General features: G+C 49.2%; 17 protein-coding genes and 1 riboswitch. Of the genes, 1 reads left to right on the plus strand and 16 read right to left on the minus strand.

Going from position 1 to position 20,584, the window contains the following annotated elements:
* Window positions 1–26: 26 nt before the first annotated feature.
* From rpsA to EKM89_RS03625, 12 genes are all read right to left on the minus strand, one after another.
* Window positions 27–1,337 carry a 30S ribosomal protein S1 gene (gene rpsA / locus EKM89_RS03570; protein ID WP_125685788.1) on the minus strand — a complete coding sequence of 437 codons (1,311 nt, stop codon included), beginning with the start codon at window positions 1,335–1,337 and terminating at the stop codon, window positions 27–29.
* A 79-nt stretch (window positions 1,338–1,416) separates the two neighbouring features.
* Window positions 1,417–2,097 (minus strand): (d)CMP kinase, encoded by a 681-nt coding sequence (gene cmk, locus EKM89_RS03575; RefSeq protein WP_125685789.1) that lies wholly within the window; start codon window positions 2,095–2,097, stop codon window positions 1,417–1,419.
* A gap of 27 nt (window positions 2,098–2,124) precedes the next feature.
* Window positions 2,125–2,730 (minus strand): LysM peptidoglycan-binding domain-containing protein, encoded by a 606-nt coding sequence (locus EKM89_RS03580; protein WP_125685790.1) that lies wholly within the window; start codon window positions 2,728–2,730, stop codon window positions 2,125–2,127.
* A 144-nt stretch (window positions 2,731–2,874) separates the two neighbouring features.
* Window positions 2,875–4,296, minus strand: coding sequence for a RecQ family ATP-dependent DNA helicase (locus tag EKM89_RS03585; protein WP_125685791.1), 1,422 nt, complete (start codon window positions 4,294–4,296; stop codon window positions 2,875–2,877).
* Complete coding sequence (locus EKM89_RS03590; protein WP_125685792.1) at window positions 4,277–5,335, minus strand: helix-turn-helix domain-containing protein; 1,059 nt, start codon at window positions 5,333–5,335, stop codon at window positions 4,277–4,279. The genes EKM89_RS03585 and EKM89_RS03590 overlap by 20 nt, the downstream gene beginning before the upstream one ends.
* A 98-nt stretch (window positions 5,336–5,433) precedes the next feature.
* Window positions 5,434–6,018: an ECF transporter S component gene (locus tag EKM89_RS03595; RefSeq protein WP_125685793.1), complete on the minus strand. Its 585-nt coding sequence runs from the start codon at window positions 6,016–6,018 to the stop codon at window positions 5,434–5,436.
* 121 nt (window positions 6,019–6,139) lie between these two features.
* Window positions 6,140–6,257, minus strand: a riboswitch (FMN riboswitch).
* 58 nt (window positions 6,258–6,315) lie between these two features.
* The gene (locus EKM89_RS03600) at window positions 6,316–7,038 is read right to left on the minus strand and encodes a pseudouridine synthase (protein WP_125685794.1); all 723 of its coding nucleotides are present in this window, start codon (window positions 7,036–7,038) and stop codon (window positions 6,316–6,318) included.
* Window positions 7,039–7,040: 2 nt separating this feature from the next.
* Window positions 7,041–7,643, minus strand: coding sequence for an SMC-Scp complex subunit ScpB (gene scpB, locus EKM89_RS03605; protein WP_125685795.1), 603 nt, complete (start codon window positions 7,641–7,643; stop codon window positions 7,041–7,043).
* On the minus strand, window positions 7,621–8,415 hold the full coding sequence (locus tag EKM89_RS03610; protein WP_125685796.1) for a segregation and condensation protein A: 795 nt from the start codon (window positions 8,413–8,415) through the stop codon (window positions 7,621–7,623). The genes scpB and EKM89_RS03610 overlap by 23 nt, the downstream gene beginning before the upstream one ends.
* Window positions 8,390–8,764, minus strand: a complete 375-nt coding sequence (locus EKM89_RS03615; RefSeq protein ID WP_125685797.1) for an N-acetyltransferase — start codon at window positions 8,762–8,764, stop codon at window positions 8,390–8,392. The genes EKM89_RS03610 and EKM89_RS03615 overlap by 26 nt, the downstream gene beginning before the upstream one ends.
* A 35-nt stretch (window positions 8,765–8,799) precedes the next feature.
* Window positions 8,800–9,696, minus strand: coding sequence for a site-specific tyrosine recombinase XerD (gene xerD, locus EKM89_RS03620; protein WP_125685798.1), 897 nt, complete (start codon window positions 9,694–9,696; stop codon window positions 8,800–8,802).
* An 11-nt stretch (window positions 9,697–9,707) separates the two neighbouring features.
* A complete protein-coding gene (locus EKM89_RS03625) occupies window positions 9,708–10,604 on the minus strand; it encodes a CvfB family protein (protein WP_125685799.1) in 897 nt (298 codons plus the stop codon).
* Window positions 10,605–10,972: 368 nt separating this feature from the next.
* On the opposite strand from EKM89_RS03625, the gene EKM89_RS03630 reads away from it, so the two are divergent.
* Window positions 10,973–11,209, plus strand: a complete 237-nt coding sequence (locus tag EKM89_RS03630) for a TMEM175 family protein (RefSeq protein WP_191988744.1) — start codon at window positions 10,973–10,975, stop codon at window positions 11,207–11,209.
* Window positions 11,210–11,490: 281 nt separating this feature from the next.
* Here EKM89_RS03630 and pyk read toward each other — a convergent pair whose 3' ends face one another.
* The 4 genes from pyk to clpB all read right to left on the minus strand — a co-directional run bounded on the left by pyk (window position 11,491) and on the right by clpB (window position 20,510).
* The gene (gene pyk / locus EKM89_RS03635; RefSeq protein WP_125685800.1) at window positions 11,491–13,248 is read right to left on the minus strand and encodes a pyruvate kinase; all 1,758 of its coding nucleotides are present in this window, start codon (window positions 13,246–13,248) and stop codon (window positions 11,491–11,493) included.
* A gap of 260 nt (window positions 13,249–13,508) precedes the next feature.
* Window positions 13,509–14,237 carry a transaldolase gene (locus EKM89_RS03640; RefSeq protein WP_125685801.1) on the minus strand — a complete coding sequence of 243 codons (729 nt, stop codon included), beginning with the start codon at window positions 14,235–14,237 and terminating at the stop codon, window positions 13,509–13,511.
* A 94-nt stretch (window positions 14,238–14,331) separates the two neighbouring features.
* A complete protein-coding gene (dnaE, locus tag EKM89_RS03645) occupies window positions 14,332–17,688 on the minus strand; it encodes a DNA polymerase III subunit alpha (protein WP_125685802.1) in 3,357 nt (1,118 codons plus the stop codon).
* A gap of 215 nt (window positions 17,689–17,903) precedes the next feature.
* Window positions 17,904–20,510: an ATP-dependent chaperone ClpB gene (clpB, locus tag EKM89_RS03650; RefSeq protein ID WP_125685803.1), complete on the minus strand. Its 2,607-nt coding sequence runs from the start codon at window positions 20,508–20,510 to the stop codon at window positions 17,904–17,906.
* Between the last annotated feature and the right edge of the window lie 74 nt (window positions 20,511–20,584).

Below are 20,584 nucleotides of genomic sequence, written 5' to 3' on the forward strand. Positions count from 1 at the left end.
CTCTAAACCCTCTTCAACCAAACGTATTAGTTGTTTTCGTTATCTTCCATATCTTTCTTCAAGCTGTCTCCAATGAGGTCACCTAAAGAGAAACCGGTACTTTCTTCTGGGGCGTTAGCCGTTGAAGTTTCAGCAGAATTCCGGTTGTTACGACGACGGTTGTTGTTACCGCCATTGTTGCTCCGGCTCCGGTTGTTATTACTGTTACTGTGGCTTTCAGAAGCTTCGTCACCAGATTGTGGCTTTTCTTCCAAGGCCTTGATGGACAATGCTAACCGGTGGTCGTCAGGACGAACATCCAAGACCTTAACCTTGATTTCTTGACCAACCTTCAAAACGTCAGCAGGCGTTGCAATGTGTTGATGAGAAATCTGGGAAATGTGAACTAAACCTTCAACACCAGGGAAGACTTCCACAAAGGCACCGAAGCTAGTCAGACGCTTAACTGTCCCATCTAAGACACTGCCTTGAGGAGCTTTGTCTTCAATACCGTCCCAAGGTTCTGGTAAGGTTTGCTTGATGGAAAGAGAGATTCGGTCACGGTCTGGGTCTACAGACAAGACCTTAACCTTAACTTCTTGACCCACCTTCAAGACATCACTAGGCTTTTCAACCCGTTCGAAGGCGATTTCTGAAACGTGGACCAAACCATCAACACCACCAAGATCAACGAAGGCACCAAAGTTAGTCAAACGAGCAACTTTACCTTCGACAATATCGCCAGCAGTTAACTTAGCCATGATTTCAGCCTTTTGTGCAGCACGTTCTTTTTCAACGAGGGCACGGTGAGACAAAATCAGACGGTTTTCGCTAGGTTCGATTTCAACGATCTTGAATTCAAGCGTCTGACCCTTGAATTGAGAAAGATCTTCAACGAAGTGGTCAGATACCATGGATGCAGGAACGAATCCACGCACACCGGCATCAACGACTAACCCACCCTTAACCACTTGGGTAACAGGGGCAGTTAACGTATGACCTGCTTCGAATTCCTTTTGGATGTCGTCCCAAACCTTACGGGCTTCCAAACGACGTTGTGACAGTAAGTAACTGCCACCTTCCTTATCGGTACCAATGCGAGAAATTACGACGAGGTCCATAACGTCCCCGACTTTAATTACGGAATTAATATCATCTACTGGTTTCGTGGAAAGTTCCTTCTTTGGAACAACCCCTTCAACGCCAGTATCAGCAATACCAACGATTGCTTGTTGGTCATCATCGATTGCTAAGACTTCACCCTTAACAACGTCACCAACCTTAACGGTGTCGATGCTGTTTAAAGCATCTAACAGATCGTTATTTTCATTGTTTTGACTCGTGCCATTTTCACTCATGCGAATTTTTCCTCCTTGCGACAACTCTATATACTATTCTAGCCGATTGTGTCCGTAAAAGCTAGTAAAAAGCCCATTTCTATAGGGATTCTTTTTCCTGAATGGTTTCAGCGATTTTATCAGCCACCTGTTCGATGCTCATAGACGTTGTATCTAAGCGAATCGCATCGGCCGCTTGCGTCAATGGAGAAACCTTTCGGGTCGAATCTTTTCGATCACGTTCCTCAATTTCGTGCTTCAACGTTGCCAACGGCGTGTCGATGCCCTTAGCGGCATTGTCCTTCAAACGACGTTGCGCCCGCTCGTCTACACTGGCAACCAAGAAGATTTTGACTTGGGCACGTGGTAACACGGTCGAGCCAATATCACGACCATCCATCACGATTCCACCGGCCTCGGCAATTTGTCGTTGCCGTTCGGTCAGTTCCTGTCGAATCGACGGTAATGCTGAAACGGCTGACACCGAATTTGTCACATCTGGTTGCCGAATCGCTAAGGTCACTTCTGTATCATCAACAAATACCTTCTGTACCGGTGTTCCCGGTTCAAAACGAATCGTGATCTGATCCAGCAGTTGCTTAACAGCTGGTTCGTCATCCAAGGCCACACCGGCCTGTAAGACTTTCCAGGTAATTGCTCGGTACATGGCACCGGTGTCACAATAAATATAGTGGAACCGTTGTGCAACGATCTTAGCGACTGTACTCTTGCCGGCCGATGCGGGGCCGTCAATCGCGACTTGTAACCCTTGTTTCTCCATAAAGCCAAACCCCTTATCAAATAAAGTTTAACGAACTCGTAATCTCTGTCCTGGTTGTAGTGATGACCCGGAAGAAAGCCCGTTTAATTCCAATAACTTCTGCACAGAGATACCCGCATTAGTTGCGACCCGATAGACGCCCTGGCCCGATTCAACCGTTGCGTACTTAGCACCTGATACAGAACTGCTTGAGCTACTTGACTGAGACGTTGTTGACTCATCGGTGGTAGCAGAAGAACTGCTAGCGCTCGAAGCCGAACTAGCAGTTGTGGTTGATGTTGTTGATTTCTTTTTGCTACTGGACTTTGTCGACGTCTTGGCCGCTTTACTACTTTTAGAACTCTTAGCTGCCTTATCCTTGTCTGAAGAACTCGATGAACCTGCCGCCACATTTTCTGTGTTTTGAGGCCGGTTAACTGCGCTCTGGCGTGCCAGACCGTAGACCAACGAGGCCGCCGCAATCACAACGATAATGGCAACTAAAATAACCGTCACCATAGTATTGCTATGATTTTGTCGCCGCATTTTCGTTCGCGACAGGTTTCCCTGATCGTCTCGATCATCGGCAAACGATTGATCCCAAGGATGGGATTCTTGCTCCTTCGACGTTTGATCGTCACGCTTTTGACTCATCATCTAACCTCCCTGAAAAATCTTCGACTGTAATTGTATCATTATTACAGATTTTGCGATACCCATATTTCTTTAAGATATGGCTATGAAAGGCTTTTTTGAGTTGCTAGCCAACTAAATTAATGTTTCAACCTAATAAGCTGTTTAAAATAAGCGTCGTAGTCGTACGACCCAGTCCTCACGCTCAGGAGCCACGGTCACTGCTGACTGCTGGCGTATCAGTCCCAATGCACTTAAATCTAAAGGTGTATTCCCCGGTGAGCAACACGTCGCCACGTGTTCCGGACTCTGCTCATCAAAGGCAGCTAGCCAACGTTCCCGCAAGCAATGATTTTCGCGGGCATACGCCATCATTTGGGCCAAAGCTCGGTTACGTTCCCGTTCACGGCCTGTAAACATCTGTGTCACTGCAACTTGACTGATACCGTGTTGCCGATAAAATGCCAATAACTGAATCACCGGATCATCCTCAGAAAATTGTTGTGGACGCGCATAGTAGCGTTGAATCGTCTCATCATCCGGCCGATTAGACTGTCCTAAAGCCAATGGTAATTGTTCATCTCCAGGTGCATAGAGTAATATCGCCACACTGGGCTTACCATCTCTACCCGCTCGACCAATTTCTTGTGCATAGCTCTCTAGGTCAGCGGGTAGATGATAGTGAATCACGTAACGCACATTGTTTTTGTCAATCCCCATTCCAAATGCACTGGTCGCACAAATGACATCCAACTGTCCCATCATAAATTGCTGCTGAATCTTAAAGCGATCTTCACTAGCCAGACCGGCATGATAGGCCGCCGCTCGTATGCCCGTCTCCTGATGCAACCATAATGCCGTATCCGTTGCCTGCTGCTTGCTAGAAAAATACACGACTCCTGGTCGCTGTAACTGATTGATCAAGCGTTTTAGCCGGGCCTGTTTCTCCAGCTCGTCAGCCACATTTTCTACATCTAAAAAAATATTGGGCCGATTCACCGACTCGGAAACGATCTCCGGTCTTGTTCGGAGCTGTTTCGCTATTTCCTGTCGTGTCGTTTCTCCCGCAGTCGCCGTCAGCATCAGTGTTAGTGGCTGTTGCAGCTTTGTCCGAATCGCCCCCAGCAACAGATACTCTGGCCGAAAATCCGGTCCCCACTGCACGATACAGTGCGCCTCATCAATTACCAACAAGCTGAGTTGTAACCGTTGAATCTGTGCCAGCATCTGCGGTTGTGCCAGCATCTCTGGCGACAAGAACAAAAATTGGTAATCCCCTAAGTGACGTAGAATCTCCTGCCGTTCTGCGTAGCTCGTCAGCGACGTAATGGCAGCTGAACGCCGGAAACCATTGATTCGCATCCGATCGACCTGATCATTCATCAAGGAAAGTAGCGGTGAAATCACTAGGACACAGCCGGGATGGCGGTAACCGTACAACTGATAGATCAATGTTTTCCCAGCCCCCGTCGGTAGAATGGCGAGGGTATCTTTCCCTTGTTCCAACGCTGTCAACGCCGCAGCCTGACCCGTTCGAAAGGTATTGAACCCAAACACATGCTGCAAGCTAGTTGTGAGTGGTTCCATCAGCCATCATCCCCCGTCCTCGCCAAATCGCATAAAGTCGAAAATAAAAGAAATCATACCGCGCCCGTAAGGCTTCCGGCAACTGCGCAAACTGCCAAGAATCGATATCTGCGTTCAAAACGGTCGCAAAGTCTGCCCGAACAGATTCAGGTAATAACTGATCATAAGGAAAGACCGCCACTGGTGACAGAATGGCCGCCTCTAGAAGATGTTCCTTCACCGTATTGGTCTTCACATGTCGTTGCGCTGCAACCTGCTCTAAGCTACCACCTTGTTCCACCGCATACAAGGTTGCCTGCGCACTGCGCGTCACTGGCGAGCGCCACAGGGACTGCAACAAGCTATGAAATGGATGGTCAGCCCGCCGTGCATCCCGGGCAATTTGGGTAAGGCCGTCTCGTTGCCGCAAACGAATTTCCCAAGCCGTCTGCTGTTGTTTACTAGCCACTTGATCAACGGTCAAACCGGGATGTTGATATCCCGTCAGCAGGTCCGTCATGGCCTCCGCCGTCTGCACCGGTAACTGTTGTAGGCTTTGAATCAAGGCTACTGACAGTGTTTCCGCCAGTTGTGGACCCTTTAATCGATGAAACCATTGCCGAATGATCCGCCGTGTCGCCAGATCCGTCGTCAAGGGGTAATAGCGACTGGTTGAATGTGCGTATTGTGACGTGACCTGAACTGCCAGTAGGGTGCGTTGTCGTACCGCCCCCAAATCTAGGCTGAGCCAATCCCCACTCGTCTGTGGGCGATAGTAAGTCGCTACCTGACTCTGACGCTGCTGACCGGCTGGTGTGAGTAACAGCTGGTCTTCTTCACTATCCAGGGTCACGAGATTGGCGGCGACCAATTGCTGTGCCGGTACCGTTAACGCACCTCGGTCTAGGTGTTTATCCGCATCCAGCAGGGGCAAGAGATGGTAACGTTGACCCCAATACAATGTCGAAACGGTTCGCCGTCCCCGTAGGAGATTTTCAATGACCCGTAGTCGCCGGGGTTGCTGGTGATCCAACACCTGCAAAAGATCCATTGCCTCCATCTACACCCCTCCTTGTAAAGTCTGTTCCTAGTTTACCATACACAAAAGGGGCCAACGACTCGTCAGCCCCACCTTTTAGCATTTAAAAATTTTCTGCCTTATGACAGCGTATGCTTAGACAGCCATGGTGCCATCCGCCGACTCAACAGAATAAATAGAATGCCCAACACGATGCCCTTGATTAGGTTAAATGGAATCACCCCCAACAAGATAAGCTTATTAACGGGTAAGCCTAGGGACATCCCCCATACCTTTAAGTATAAGGGAGTAATCACCCACCAGTTGGCTAGGGACAGGACTAAGGTCAACGTCAACGTCCCCACAATAACAGCGATAATCTGCCGTTTCAGTGTTGGGGTGTGCCGATGTTTCAAAACCGCACTGATTGGCAAGACCAACGCAAGGTCGGCAATAAACGCCGTTAAGACCCCAATGAAGTTGACAATGTCTAAACCGGTCGTAACAAAGTACAGCAACTCTTTTACGGCCGCAATCAAGACCGCCCCCGCTGGGCCAAACAAACTCATCCCCAGTAAGACTACCAAATCACTCAGATCGAGCTTCATATAGGGCACAATCGGAATAATGGGCAGCGAGACAAACATTAAGACGTATGCCACCCCCGCAAATAACGCCATCTCGACCATTGCTCGTACACTTAACCCACGTCGACTATTTTCCATAACACTGTTCCTCCTTGCGGCCATCTCACGTAGCGCGGCCCCATGAAAAAAGGCCTCGCCACAGAAGGGCAAGACCTTGGAATTTACGCACTTTAAAAGAACACCTACGCAAAAAGCAACATCTCATCTTCTGCATACCAGACTATACTGTCGGTTTCGGAGTTTCACCGAATCAACCGTTCTCACGGGTTGCGGACTTTACCGCCGGTCGGGAATTACACCCTGCCTTGAAGATGGACCTAAATTTTATTACATGTTAAATATACTAACATTCCCGAACCGTGTCAACCGCTTAGCTTAGGCCAACCCCGTCAGACGTTTAAGTTCCTTAACTTCTTCAGGCTTTAAGTTTCGCGCTTCACCAGCGTTTAATCCCTTCAAAGTTAAGAAGCCGTACTGCTCACGCTTAAGCTTCTCAACCGGATACCCCACGGCCTCTAGCATCTTCTTGACCTGATGATTCTTACCTTCGTGAATAATGACCTCGATGATTGCCGTCTTACGTTTGTCATCGTGACTTAGCACTTTAGACTTAGCCGGTGCGTAAGTTTCCCCATCAACAGTAATTCCTTGCCGTAATTTCCGCATGGCATCATTGTTAGGAATTCCTTTGACCCGCGCCACATAAGTCTTTTCCACTTCATATTTAGGATGGGTCAAGCGGTTAGCCAGTTCGCCATCATTTGTCAGTAAGAGTAGGCCCGACGTGTCATAGTCCAAACGACCAACTGGATAGATGCGTTGGCTCACTTCAGCGACCAGATCAACTACCGTCTTTCGACCCTTCTCATCATTGGCCGTAGAAATAACCCCCCGCGGCTTATACAGTAACACGTAGGTTGGTGCTTCACTGGTCACCTGAACACCATCGACCATGATTTGGTCGTGCACGCCCACCTTGGTCCCTAATTCAGTGACGACAGTGCCATTGACCTTCACACGGCCACTCATGATCAGCTTTTCTGATTGTCGCCGTGAAGCGACCCCATCGTGGGCTAAAACTTTTTGTAAACGTTCCATTTTTAAGATTCATCTCCTGATTCTGATTGGTTAAGTTGCTGGTTGAACGCCTGTAAGAACAAGTCGCCCCCATCACTGGACGCCTCACTAGTTGTTGCGGCGGCAGGCAAGGGTGGCAAATTACTGAGCTGTTTTAAACCAAAGTAATCTAAAAAATAATCGCTGGTTCGATAAACTTTTGGCCGACCAGGCTCATCTAAACGTCCCGTGGCTTCGATCAACCGCCGCAAAACAAGCTTTTGGACTGTCGATGAACTCTGAACACCGCGAATCTCATCAACTTCAATTCGGGTGATGGGCTGCCGATAAGCAATGATTGCCAGCACTTCTAAGGATGCTGGCGATAGACTGGTACTCAGCGGGTTCTCAAAATAATGCTTGATTACTTCCCCCGCCGCCGCCTTGGTGACTAGCCGGTAAGTCGTATCGTTGACCATCAGTTCGAGAGCCGAGTCGGAATCGGTTGCGTACTTTTGTGCCAACCGTTCCAGCGTCGCCAGGATCGCCGGTCGCAGTAACCCCGTCGCTGCAGCTAGATCTGCCACGGTGATGCCCTCATCTCCACTCACGAACAATAAACTTTCAATCTGTGCTAGAGGTGACATCGGTGGCATACCTTCCTTTCAACTTTAAAAAATTGACCTGTAACGGTAACAAGCGGCTCACTTGAGTCAAAGCTACCTGTCGTTGACGAGCAAGCTCTAGGACAGCGAGAAAGGTCGTGACGACTTCCTCCATAACAGGAACATGTCCCAATAAATGATCAAAGGCGATTGGCCCGTGGGTATGTTCCAAACGAACTAGCACCGTCGCCATCTGATCTTTGATCGTAAAATGCTCTTCCTGAATACTCTGTGTCACGGGTTTTGCCCGGGTCGTTTGTTGCATTAGCCGGACCAGCGCCGCCTGCAAGTCACTGGTCTGCAGGCCCGGAGCCACAGTCAGCGTTGCGTCCTCTGGAACCGCCATAGCCGGACGCGTAAAGTGATGCTGGCGCGCAACCGCCAACGCCTTTAAGGCCTGAGCAGCCTGCTTATAACGTTGGTATTCCAAAAGTTGATTGACAAGTTCTTCTCGGGGATCACCCATTTCAGTATCGTCTTGTGGTTCAACCGTCTGGGGTTTAGGTAATAGCAGTTTTGCCTTGATCGCCATGAGCGTTGCCGCCATCACGAAATATTCGCCGGCAACATCCAGCCGTAACGTCTGCATCTGATGCAGATACGTCAGGTACTGGCTCGTGATCGTCGTGATCCGAATGTCATAGATATCCATTTCATTTGTTTTAATCAAGTGTAGCAACAGATCCAAAGGACCTTCAAAATCACTGACCTGAATCAGCGGTTGGCCATCAGTCGTTGTTTTGTTCTTGTCCATGATGATACTCCCAGTCCGCAATCGTTTTCGCCGTATTTAAGGTGCCCATCAACCGTTTCTTAGACGCCGCCGTGGCCAGTTGGTCCAGCATCCGCCAATTGTTCAAGGGCGACTGCTTGTCTGGCATCAACGTAATCAACCGAACGATTAAGTAATCACCCTGGGTCTCAGTCCCTACTGCACCAGCGAAATCATCGTGTTCATCCTTCCATAGGTACAGGGTCCGATCTTCCCCGCCCTGATACCAGGCCAGCTCACGTTGAAGCCGATCCCAGTCTTTGAAGCTCGGAAGTAGGCTCAACAAGCCCATCGCGATCTTTTGATAATCTGATCGGTATTTTAATAACATGCGTCTGCCTCCGTTCACCATCCCCTTAACCCACTCTAGGCACGAGGATGGTACTGATCATAAACATTTTTTAAGCGTTTCTTTGAAATATGCGTGTAAATTTGTGTTGTGGTAATATCGGCGTGTCCCAAGAGTTCCTGCACCACCCGCAAGTCGGCCCCATTCTCTAAAATGTGGGTCGCAAATGAGTGTCGCAGCGTATGCGGCGTCACATCCTTTTGAATGCCGGTCAATGCCACGTACTTTTTGATTTTTTGCCAAATCGCTTGGCGACTCAATCCACCGCCATGACCATTCAGGAATAGATACGGGCTCGTCCGTTGTTTCAATAAAACTGGCCGACTCGTCTGCAGATACTGGTTGATCCAGTCGGTAGCGACGTCACCAATTGGAATGATACGTTCTTTATCACCCTTACCCAGCGTCTGGATCAAGCCCATCTCCAAGTGCAGGTCTGCTAGTTTAAGGTGGACCAGTTCACTGACCCGTAATCCCGTTGCGTACATCACTTCTAAAATGGCGCGATCTCTGAGACCATACTTGTTGGTCGTATCCGGTGTTGCGAGTAAGCGATCCACTTCCGCAACCGTCAAAACAGCAGGGAGGTGTTCTGCATGCTTAGGTGCCGCAATGTTTGCCATGGGATTGACTGTTAGCTGATGTGTCTGTACCAAGTAACGATAAAACTTCCGTAGAGCAGAAACGGCATGAATCACCGAATTGCGCGACTTTCCCACCGCGGTCAGCTCACTTAGGTAAGCCATCAGCTGAAGTCGGTCCACCTGCTTAAAATCCGTGACGCCCTTACCCGTCAGATACTGGATAAAGTTGTGTAGCTCTTGGGTATAGCTCGTGACCGAATTAGTAGCTAATCCCTGCTCCACGGTCAGGTAGTGAGCAAAGTCCGCCGTTTGATCTTCTAAAACGGTCAAGATCAGGCCTCCTAGTCTTCGGTCGACGGTGTATCTGTCTTGGCTTCAGCACTGACCAACCAGAGTTGACCATCATGTTGGGTAATCTGCCGGTCCTTCAATAAGTGACCAATGGCCCGTTTGAATTGTCCCTTGCTAATGCCGAAGTAAGCTTTGATAGCTTCTGGATCGGATTTATCACTAAAGTCCAAATGACCGTCTTCAGAGTGTTGTAACGCCGCATATAACATAGCGGCATCGTCGTCAATAGCCTCGTAAGTCCGGGGACGCAAAGACAGGTTCAGTGTGCCGTCTTCCCGTACACCGATTACCCGCGCATGTAGCTCTTCGCCCAAACGTGGCTCCGTTTCCCGTTCGGACGGGTGAATGAAGCCGAGTTCGTAATGATCCGTCATAACTCGTGTGCCGACTAACTTCAATTGGTAAGCCGTTGCAATGACGTTGGCATTTTGCATATGCTTCTTCGCGGGTTGGGCGATGGCCTGATAGACCTCACCATCGGCTAGAACCCCCCACAACCGTTGTTTGGCGTCTTCACGTAAGGCAATCAAGAGCCGGTCTCCTTGTTGGGGCCAGAGTTCCATCATGTCAGGTAAATCGTCAAGTGACACCACGACATCCTTGTTAGGTAGACCAATGTTCACAAAGACCCCCAGCGTCCGTTGCGTACGAACAACGGTCCCAAAACCGTAATGGTCGACCTGAACCTGTGGCGCATTCCGCGTCATCTGCAAATCATGGCCTTCATTTTCATACGCAAATCCTTTAAACACCGAACCCAGTTTCAGTGGCTTTTCAATTTCAGCTTTATCTAATCGAAAGGTCGTCCCGTCAACTTGTACGAAGTAATCCTGTTCATTTTCATCGGTAACTTTTCCCGCGATGATGCGGCCTAATAGTTCTTCCATAATCTCCTCAATTCTACTGGTCTCCCAGTTTACCGTCCAAAAGTGTCTAGTTTGTATTTTACACGGAAATGTCCCAACTAGCGAGCTTAAATCCGCGTAAAGTTTGAAAGATAAAAAAGATTTTGGTCGGCCCCATTGGTTAAAGTCATTGGCAAGCCCAGTTAAATTGCCATGTTCTAGCCTAAGTCGCAGATTTCTTATGGTGGCAAGCTCTCGAACGTCGCTCAGTGTGAATTTAATAACCGTTTAAAGGTTAAGGTCTGGCCTACATCAACACAACAAGCTGGCAGTCTCAATAATTCAATTTATTTTAGTCCCACAATGCTATACTTGCTTTATCTTTTAACAACTCCAGAGAGCATAAGCTTATGATGAAAAAAGAGCGCTTTGAGGCATTTACCGATGCTGTCATTGCCATCATTTTAACAATTCTAGTTTTAGAAATTCGCTTGCCGGACAACGATCACTCCTGGTCCGCCCTGACGGAAACGGCCCCGCATTACCAGCAACAACCGCCTGGCTTGGATCCGACATTAACGCTCGCCTATCTTCCATGCTCTACGTCATCAACGTTATTTGTTTTAACATTGTTACGGCAATTCTGAGGCGTCAAGTTATTAAGGTCAACCGCATTGCCAACATAACCAACCTGGTTCACACGGAAAACCTTTCGTTTATCATCAACGTGCTCACGTTATTTGTCACTTACTTCTACCCCCCATTTCCGTTCTTCGGACTAGCCGTTAACATTGTAGTTTAGTTTCTTCCACACACCAAGGGTGACGAGTCCAACTCCACAGCACCCCGTAACGCCAATACAACCAAGATACAGCAAAAAACGGACCCCCGACAGAGGGTCCGTTTTTCATAACAGGTTTATCTCTTATTAAAGCGCGTTGGAAGCACCGTGGTAAACGATACCACGACGTGAGTCAACAGTAATCAGTTCGCCATCGGAGATCTTATCGCTAGCGCCAACGGCACCAACGATAACAGGAATCCCCATGGAAATCCCAACAACAGCAGCATGAGAAGTCAACCCACCGTTTTCAACGATAACGGCGCTAGACTTTTCGATAGCTGGCAAGTAGTCTTTGTCGGTGTTCTTGGCAATCAAGATGCCACCTTCAACGACTTTAGCGTTAGCTTCGGCAGCGGTGTTGGCAATAATTGCCTTTCCGATAACGGTGTCGTCACCGACGCCTTGGCCTTGAACTAACTTTGAGCCGATTAACTGGATCTTCATCAAGTTAGTCGTCCCACGTTCGCCAACTGGCACACCAGCGGTGATCAAGATCAGATCGCCTTCCTTGGCTAAACCAGTTTCAACAGCCTTAGCAGCTGCTAAATCAAACATTTCATCAGTGTTTGAAGGCTTTTCGGTAACGATTGGGTAAACACCCCAGTTGACCATCAAACCACGACGGGTCCGGTCGTCAAAGGTAACAGCTAAGATATCAGCATCTGGCCGGTACTTAGAAATCATCTTAGCGGTGTAGCCACTTTCCGTTGCGGCAACGATGGTCTTAACGCCCAATTCGTTGGCAACACGGGCAACGGAAGCACCGATAGATTCCGTAACGTCACCGTTATCAAAGTTTAAGTTGTCACGACCAAAGTCCTTCAAAGCATTTTCAGCCTTGATGTCGATCCGGTTCATCGTAGCAACGGATTCTACTGGGTATTCACCGTTAGCACTTTCACCAGAAAGCATGGTTGCGTCAGTACCGTCAAAGACAGCGTTGGCAACGTCAGATGCTTCGGCACGAGTAGGACGTGGGTTTTCTTGCATGGAGTCCAACATTTGAGTAGCCGTGATAACTGGCTTGCCTAAGAAGTTACACTTCTTGATCAAAGCCTTTTGAACCAAAGGTACGTTTTCTGTTGGAATTTCGACACCCATGTCGCCACGAGCAACCATTAAACCATCGGAAACTTTGATGATGTCATCAAAGTTGTTGATACCTTCTTGAGATTCGATCTTAGGGAAGATTTGAACGTGTTCCATGTGCTTTTCTTCAAGGAGTTCACGGATGTCCATGACATCTTGTGGCTTCCGAACGAATGAGGCAGCGATGAAGTTGATTTCGTGGTCCAAACCAAAGCGAATGTCATCGGAGTCCTTTTCAGTGATCCCAGGTAAGTTGATGGAAACACCAGGTGCGTTAACACCCTTACGAGAACCCAATACACCGTCGTTTTGAACAGTAACAACTAATTCCTTAGCTGCGTCATCTTTGCTTTCAACAACAGTATCTAACAAACCATCATCGAATAAGACGTGGCCGCCTTCGTGAACGTCATCAAACAAGCCAGGGTAAGTAACAGCAATCTTTTCCTTGGTTCCTTCGAGTGAGTCGTCCATGGAAATCCGGAAAACGTCACCAGTCTTGAAGTTGAGCTTACCGCCCTGTTCAACAGTGGTCCGAATTTCGGCACCCTTAGTATCCAACATGATACCAACGGTCTTACCAGTAATCTTTTCAGCCTTGTGGACATTTTCCAACCGGCCTAAGTGTTCTTCATGGTCACCATGTGAAAAGTTGAACCGGAAGATGTTGGCGCCAGATTCGATCAGCTTAACAATCGTATCAACGTCAGTACTTGCAGGACCAAGGGTACTTACGATCTTGGTTTTCTTCATTAGAAAAATCTCTCCTTTAGAATTGGCACGAACTGTTCATCAATTTAACTAAAAATTGACAAGCGAAAAGTTTCGGCACAAATTTGATTCCAGAATTATTCTATCACTTTTAAAAATTTATGTCTGCTATGTTTCCCTCTTTTTCGTTACTTTGTGGACAAATTATCAAAGTAAGCGTTTTCTTACACGCACGGGGGCTCGTGGGAAGTCAAAACCTACTAGTTTGATAACTAGCAGGTTATGTTTAGAATAAAAATATTCTACTTGGTTGCAACCGGATCGACTGGAATTGTAAATCCTAGTTCGGCAATATCATGATCAAACGTCTTGACCGTATCCACCGATACTTGAAGCGCTGGCGTATCGAATTTGCTTAATTTTCCTAGGATCTTCGGCGGCACGGTAATAATATCACAACCCGTTTGGTCGGCTTGAACGATGTTGAAGACCTCCCGAGTGCTGGCCCAGAGTAATTCAACGTTGGGCTTAGTGTGACACAGAGTCGCTGCCTGCGTCATCACAGGTAATGGATTGACCCCGGTATCCGCAATGCGGCCCGCAAAGACTGACACGATGCCCCCTACTTTAGGATTTAAAGCGTCTACGGCGAGCTTGACCTGCGTCAGCGTCGTGATGGCCGTCACGTTGACCCTGACCCCGGCCATTGAGAGCTGATGGATCACTTCTGCATTGTCTTCACCGTTGGCCCGAATAACGGGAACCTTAACGGCAACGTTAGGACCCAAGGCTGCTAAAACCTTTGCTTCGGCTAGCATTCGGGCGGGCGTATTGCCAAAGACCTCAAAACTGATCGACCGGTCAGGGAACGTAGCAACAGCCTCCTTAGCAAAGGCTAAGTAATCGGTGATCCCGGCCGCCTTCATCAGGCTGGGATTAGTGGTAAACCCTTCGACCAATCCCTTTGCCGCAACATCTTTCATGGCGGATAATTCCGCACCATCGGAATAAATCTTCACAGTTAATTGCATTAAAAAATACCTCCAAAGTCGTTATATTTAAGCATTGGTATAATCATAACAATGCCAGTATAAATAGTCTAGAAGTATTTTTAATTAAATTGGTCTATCCATTTTGGAAAACAATATTGCTGCTCCCCATTAGGTTCTCCAGAGCTGTCAGTAGTTGCGCATCCCCCCGTAACCACTGAGACTTTGGCAGGACCCGTTTCTGATCGGTCTGGGGTTGATACACGATAACGGGAACGGGGCCGCTGTGGTCCGCCAGAAAATGCGCTAATTTAGCCGCAATTTCTCGCTCATCATGCGTTGCATCGACCCGAATAAACCAACGGGCGCCCTGCGGCAATGTCTGTGACGCACTAGCGCTAGGTTGCATCTGAGTTGCTAGTGTCACGCGATCAACCACGATCTGAAGCCCCCGTTGCTGTTCGACCTTCCCCTGCGCCACGATAACTTGGTCCGTCGCTAGCCACGCGCTGGCCTGCCGATATTGGTTTGGAAAAATCGTGAGGCTAATTTCGGCCGTCTCATCGCTCCCAGTCACAAACGCCATGGGTTCCCCACGCTTCGTCCGAATTGTTCGAATCTTGGTCACATAGACAATGACGCTGACACGGGTATCGACAGTGAGGTCACTGACTGGCTGAGCGTGAATCTTCTTGGCAAGTGACCGGTACTGTTCGACTGGGTGTCCCGATAAATATGCACCTAAAACCGCTTCTTCTTGGGTCAGCTTCGTCATCAAGTCCAAATCTGGTTTGGGGGTGACTTTCGGCGCCAACGCCGCGAAAAGTTCCACGTTGTCTCCAGACAATTCGACCGTACTCAAAAACTCGGGAAGCGCCGCAATCAACTCCGCTCGATTATAACCAAAGTGGTCAAACGCACCAGCATAGACCAGTGCATTTAAAAGATCGGCCTTCCGGTACTTAGCGTCGATGCGCTGCAAGAATTGATGCAAATCACGAAACGGTCCGTTGGCATGGCGGTCGGCCAAGAGTTCCCTAAGGAAGTCACGCCGAACCCCCTTGATCGAGCTTAGACCAAAGATAACCGCGTTGTCGCGCAGATTAAAGTAAGCACTGGACTGATTAATGTCCGGAGGTAAGACGGCAACGCCATGTCGCTTGGCCTCCGTCAAATACATCTTAGTCTTGACCGGCACATTGATCACCGAGTTCAGTAGCGCCGCGTAAAAGGGTCCCGGGTAGTGAGCCTTCAAATAAGCCAGCTGAAAAGCCAGCTTACTATAGGCGACCGCGTGAGACCGGTTGAACCCGTAATTAGCAAATCTGTCCATATAGGCAAAGACCTGTTCAGCCACTGCTGGCGCATAACCTAATTTTTGAGCACCACTTACGAATTGCTTTTGCATGGCATCCATCGTCTGCTTCTTTTTCTTACTCATGGCCCGTCGTAACAGATCGGCTTGCCCTAACGTAAAGCCTCCCATGACGGCGGCCACCTGCATGACTTGTTCCTGATAGACCAGCACGCCATACGTGGGCCCTAAGATTGGTTTCAAAGCCGGTGCCGCGAAATCGACCTGTTCTTGACCGTGTTTTCGCCGAATGAAAGTGTCAATGTTTTCCATGGGCCCCGGTCGGTATAGGGCATTGACGGCAGCGACCAACTCAAAGCTATCCGGTTGTAGCTGACGCAAGACCCGTTTGATACCGGTTGATTCAAATTGAAAGACCCCGTTCGTCTCACCCTGTGCAAATAGCTTCAGGGTCGCCGTATCATTGAGGTCGATTCGATTCAAGTCTAAGGCCCGCCCCGTCTGTTTCTTTACCAATGCCAACGTGTTTGCCAAAATGCTTAAATTCCGGAGTCCCAAAAAATCCATCTTCAGCAGACCGACCGCTTCGACGGTATCCTTAGGGTACTGGGTCATCAGCAGGTCTGTTCCCCCTGGTTGTAAGGGCACCAAGTCAAGCAGTGGCCCTTGACTCAAGACGATTCCGGCCGCATGAGTGGAATAATTCCGTGGTAAACCCTCCAAACGTTGTGCTGTATCAAAGAGTAATTTGTTCTGATCACCGTCGGCCACTAAATTTCGTAATTTTTGTGACTGATCATATGCCGCTTGCAATGTGATATGCAATTGACTTGGAATCGCTGCACGCCACTCGCTCATTTCGTACGGGGCCATCCCCAGCACCCGACCTACGTCACGTAACGCCGCTTTGGCTGCTAAAGTTCCAAACGTAATGATCTGGGCGACTCGGGCATGTCCATATTTATCGTGAACGTACTGCAAGACTTGCTCGCGTTTATCGTCCGGAATATCCAAGTCGATATCGGGCATCTGCGCACGTTCTTCGTTCAAAAACCGTTCAAACAACAAATCATAAGCTAACGGATCCACTTCCGTAATCGCCAAAACGTAGGCGACCAGTGAACCGGCGGCCGATCCCCGGCCCGGTCCCGTCTGAATGTGCGCGCGGTGGGCGTAGTTCATGACATCCCAGACGATCAAAAAGTAATCGTCAAATCCCATCCGGTGAATAACCCCTAGTTCCCGTTCTAAGCGTTGCCGATACGGCGCATCATCAGTCACCTGATTCTGTTGTAGCCGCGCTTGTAGGCCACGCTGGCACAGCTCTTTTAAGTAGCTCCGTGAGTCCTGCTGATCAGGCGTTGGAAATTGGGGCAATTGCGGTTGCTGAAATTTCAAGGTGACCGCCGTGCTAGCTGCAAGTTGCTCGCCGGCAGATACTGCCACCGACAACCCCGCTGCATTGAATAGCTCCGCTTGCTCGGCCGCGGGACGCAACCAGTGAGTTCCCAACGTTTGCTGTGCGGCGGCCGTATCGGTTAAGGTCGTCCCGGCTCCAATTGCTCGTAGGACTGTCACGGCAAAGTGATCCTCACGGTTAAGATAGTCGATCGGTGCCAATGCTACCACCGTCGCCTGAGTTTGATCCGCAACCACTTGAACTTGCTGTTGTGTCTCGGTTGTAAGCTCTGGGCTCGTGCCAACGAACAGACTATCTGTACCGAGCAACGCCCGCGCTTGAGTCAACGCGCGCCCCGCCGCCGGGACATCCCCGATGGCTAGCATTTGGTGAATCTCACTATTTAACGGTGCAATCATCTTTAAATGGCTCAGGTGTGCGGCTTGTTCCTGTAAATTGACAGGGGCGGCGGCCACCTGATAGGCCGTTGATAGTTGCATGAGCTGCTGGTAACCCGTAAAGTCACTCGCGATAAAGAGCCATTCCTGTTCTTGGGTCGCATCGATCAGCCCCTGAGTCGACAGAGTTAGTCCTAGTAACGGCTTAATACCAGCTTTTTGACAGGCATTATAAAATGCCACGATGCCATACATGACATTCTTATCCGTAAGGGCCAAGACCTGATATCCTCGTTCCTTGGCCGTTTGCACGAGGTCATCGATTCGACTATTACTCTGTAGCAAACTATACGTACTCGTGACCTGTAACGGGACAAACATGGTCAGCACTCCTTTCTCTCAGTTAGTTTGTCATTAGTATACCAGAAAATATGCTGTAAGGCTCAGACTACGAACAAGCGTTCTGAAACGACTTAACTTGGCAACTGGCCTCTGCCAAACGCATAACAATCAAGCGATTGACGAATCCGCATCTCAAGCCAGAAAAAAAGCCCCCAGCCATCACAACCAGGAGCCTCCTCGTATACACCCTGACACTAATCCTTAACTGCCATCGGAGCATGGGTAAATTGTAACTGGTCATCGGCCACGTCGATCGTAATCAGACTGTTGGCTGGAATCTCGCCCGCAATCAATTGCTTAGCCAGCGGCGTTTCTACGTGGGTCGTAATGAACCGTTGTAATGGCCGCGCACCGTATGCCGGTAAGTAACCGGACTTCGCGATCCACGCCTGAGCTGCCGGCGTAATCGTCAGGTCTAACTGCTGTTCGTGTAACCGGACGGCCAAATGGGCCACTAATTTAACCACGATTTGTTGAACGTCATCCAAGGACAGCGGCGTGAACATGATCGTTTCGTCGATTCGGTTCAAGAACTCTGGCCGAAAATGCGTCTGAAGTAGTTGAGCGACTTGCTTTTGTGCGTCTGCACTGATATGGCCCTGATCATCCGTTCCCTGCAGTAGGAGTTCCGACCCCAGGTTCGATGTCATGATCAAAATGGTGTTCTTAAAGTCGACCGTTCGTCCCTGACTATCCGTTAACCGCCCGTCGTCTAGGACTTGTAACAATAGATTAAAAACGTCCGGATGGGCCTTTTCAACTTCATCAAATAATACGATGGTATACGGATTCCGCCGTACAGCTTCGGTCAGCTGGCCACCTTCTTCGTAGCCCACGTATCCCGGCGCCGCCCCAACTAGCCGTGACACAGATTCTTTTTCCATGTACTCGGACATGTCGATGCGAACCATGTGGTCTTCACTATCAAAGAGGTTCTCAGCCAACGCCTTGGCCAATTCCGTCTTCCCGACCCCGGTTGGTCCTAAGAACAGAAATGAACCTAAGGGTTTTGTGGGGTCTTGAAGACCCGCTCGCGAACGGAGTACCGCATCAGCAACCGCCGAGACAGCTTGGTCTTGCCCAATGACACGGTCATGTAATCGGTCGGCAAGCTTCAATAATTTTTCACGTTCACCCTGAACCAGCTTAGTCACGGGAATACCGGTCATACGACTGACGACCGCCGCAATTTCGTTTTCGGTGACCGATTCGGAGACCAACCAATTTTGATTCTGATCCTGCTTCTCCAACTCGGCCAATTCACGTTGCAACCGCGGAATTGTACCGTGTTGGAGTTCAGCCGCCTTATTCAGATCGTAGACAGATTCGGCATTTTCCAAGTCGCGCTTAGCCTTGTCGAGTTCGGTCTTCTTGTCACCAACGCTCTTGATGGCCGACTTTTCTTGGTTCCACTGCGCGCTTAACTTGTCGACCTTTTCCTTGATGTCGGCGAGCTCCTTGTTTAACTCCGTCAGCCGCTTTTGCGAGGCTTCGTCGGTCTCTTGTTTGAGCGCCGTTTGTTCAACCTGCATCCGCATCATCTGCCGCCGGGCCTGATCCAGTTCGGTTGGTGCCGAGTTCATTTCAACTCTGATGGAAGCCGATGCCTCATCGACAAGGTCAATGGCCTTGTCAGGTAGGAAACGGTCGGTTAAATAGCGATCAGACAATTTTGCCGCCGCAATCAGCGCGTTGTCATGAATCTTGACCCCGTGATGGATTTCAAACCGTTCGCGCAACCCCCGTAAAATGGTAACGGTATCCTCGATGCTGGGCTCGTTAACCAGTACCCGTTGGAACCGCCGCGCTAAGGCCTTGTCTTTTTCCAAGTATTCCCGGTATTCGTCGAGTGTGGTGGCTCCTATCAAGTGGAGCTCGCCTCGAGCCAACATCGGCTTGAGTAGGTTACCAGCATCCATACTGCCCTCTGCCTTACCAGCGCCGACAATGTTGTGGATTTCATCGATGAACATGATGATCTGCCCGTCGCTCTTGGTGACTTCCTTCAAGACGGCCTTTAACCGCTCTTCAAATTCACCGCGGTACTTGGCACCGGCAATCAAGGACCCCATGTCCAGTGAGAAAATGGTCTTATCTTTCAAATTATCCGGAACATCCCCACGTACAATCCGTTGGGCAAGCCCTTCAACAATGGCGGTCTTCCCCACACCGGCTTCTCCAATCAAGACGGGATTGTTCTTAGTCTTCCGCGACAGAATACGGATTACCGACAAGATCTCGTCATCCCGACCAATAATGGGATCAATTTTCCCACTACGCATGGCCTTGACCAGATCGATCCCGTACTTTTCCAGCGCCTTGTATTGGTCCTCTTGATTCTTCGAGGTAACGCGCTCACCACCCCGAACCTTGTCAACGGCGTTACGGACCAGTTGTTCCGTCATTCCCTGACTCTTCAGATAATCCGTCAGATTCTCCCCATTAAGTTGCATAACGGCGATCAGGACCGTGTCCACGGCCATAAACTCGTCGCGATAGCCATCCTTAACGGCATCCGCCTTTTGCAGTAGTTCCGTTAAGTTACGGGAAAATTCTTGGCCATACTGAACACCACTACCGGAAACGGTACTGATGGCATCCAGTTCCCGGTCAAGTTCGCTATCGAGGTCGGAAATGTTAGCCCCCGCGTCGGCCAAAATCTCTCTGCCCAACTCACCGGGCTGGATTAAGAACTTAAAGAGATGGGCGACTGTGACGGCTTGGTGCTTTCTGGTCATTGCAATGTGTTGTGCTTCGGTTAAGGCGTCGGTCAACGCCTGGGTCATTTTTTCTGGATTCATGTTGTGTCCCCCTTAAACTAATTGGTTACTTAGTCTCGTTTTAAAGACAGGCTTTACGTACTGTTACTAGCTCA

Origin of the sequence: Levilactobacillus fujinensis, from assembly GCF_003946335.1 — a bacterium.
Taxonomy (GTDB): Bacteria; Bacillota; Bacilli; order Lactobacillales; family Lactobacillaceae; genus Levilactobacillus; species Levilactobacillus fujinensis.

Coding starts and splice junctions, on each gene's coding strand:
- EKM89_RS03600 (WP_125685794.1), bottom strand. CDS start 7,038: ATGGAACGTTTACAAAAAGTTTTAGCCCACGATGGGGTCGCTTCACGG.
- EKM89_RS03625 (WP_125685799.1), bottom strand. CDS start 10,604: ATGGAAGAACTATTAGGCCGCATCATCGCGGGAAAAGTTACCGATGAA.
- EKM89_RS03580 (WP_125685790.1), bottom strand. CDS start 2,730: ATGAGTCAAAAGCGTGACGATCAAACGTCGAAGGAGCAAGAATCCCAT.
- pyk (WP_125685800.1), bottom strand. CDS start 13,248: ATGAAGAAAACCAAGATCGTAAGTACCCTTGGTCCTGCAAGTACTGAC.
- clpB (WP_125685803.1), bottom strand. CDS start 20,510: ATGAATCCAGAAAAAATGACCCAGGCGTTGACCGACGCCTTAACCGAA.
- EKM89_RS03640 (WP_125685801.1), bottom strand. CDS start 14,237: ATGCAATTAACTGTGAAGATTTATTCCGATGGTGCGGAATTATCCGCC.
- EKM89_RS03610 (WP_125685796.1), bottom strand. CDS start 8,415: ATGGACAAGAACAAAACAACGACTGATGGCCAACCGCTGATTCAGGTC.
- EKM89_RS03615 (WP_125685797.1), bottom strand. CDS start 8,764: ATGTTATTAAAATACCGATCAGATTATCAAAAGATCGCGATGGGCTTG.
- EKM89_RS03630 (WP_191988744.1), top strand. CDS start 10,973: ATGATGAAAAAAGAGCGCTTTGAGGCATTTACCGATGCTGTCATTGCC.
- EKM89_RS03590 (WP_125685792.1), bottom strand. CDS start 5,335: ATGGAGGCAATGGATCTTTTGCAGGTGTTGGATCACCAGCAACCCCGG.
- dnaE (WP_125685802.1), bottom strand. CDS start 17,688: ATGTTTGTCCCGTTACAGGTCACGAGTACGTATAGTTTGCTACAGAGT.
- scpB (WP_125685795.1), bottom strand. CDS start 7,643: ATGTCACCTCTAGCACAGATTGAAAGTTTATTGTTCGTGAGTGGAGAT.
- rpsA (WP_125685788.1), bottom strand. CDS start 1,337: ATGAGTGAAAATGGCACGAGTCAAAACAATGAAAATAACGATCTGTTA.
- EKM89_RS03595 (WP_125685793.1), bottom strand. CDS start 6,018: ATGGAAAATAGTCGACGTGGGTTAAGTGTACGAGCAATGGTCGAGATG.
- EKM89_RS03585 (WP_125685791.1), bottom strand. CDS start 4,296: ATGGAACCACTCACAACTAGCTTGCAGCATGTGTTTGGGTTCAATACC.
- cmk (WP_125685789.1), bottom strand. CDS start 2,097: ATGGAGAAACAAGGGTTACAAGTCGCGATTGACGGCCCCGCATCGGCC.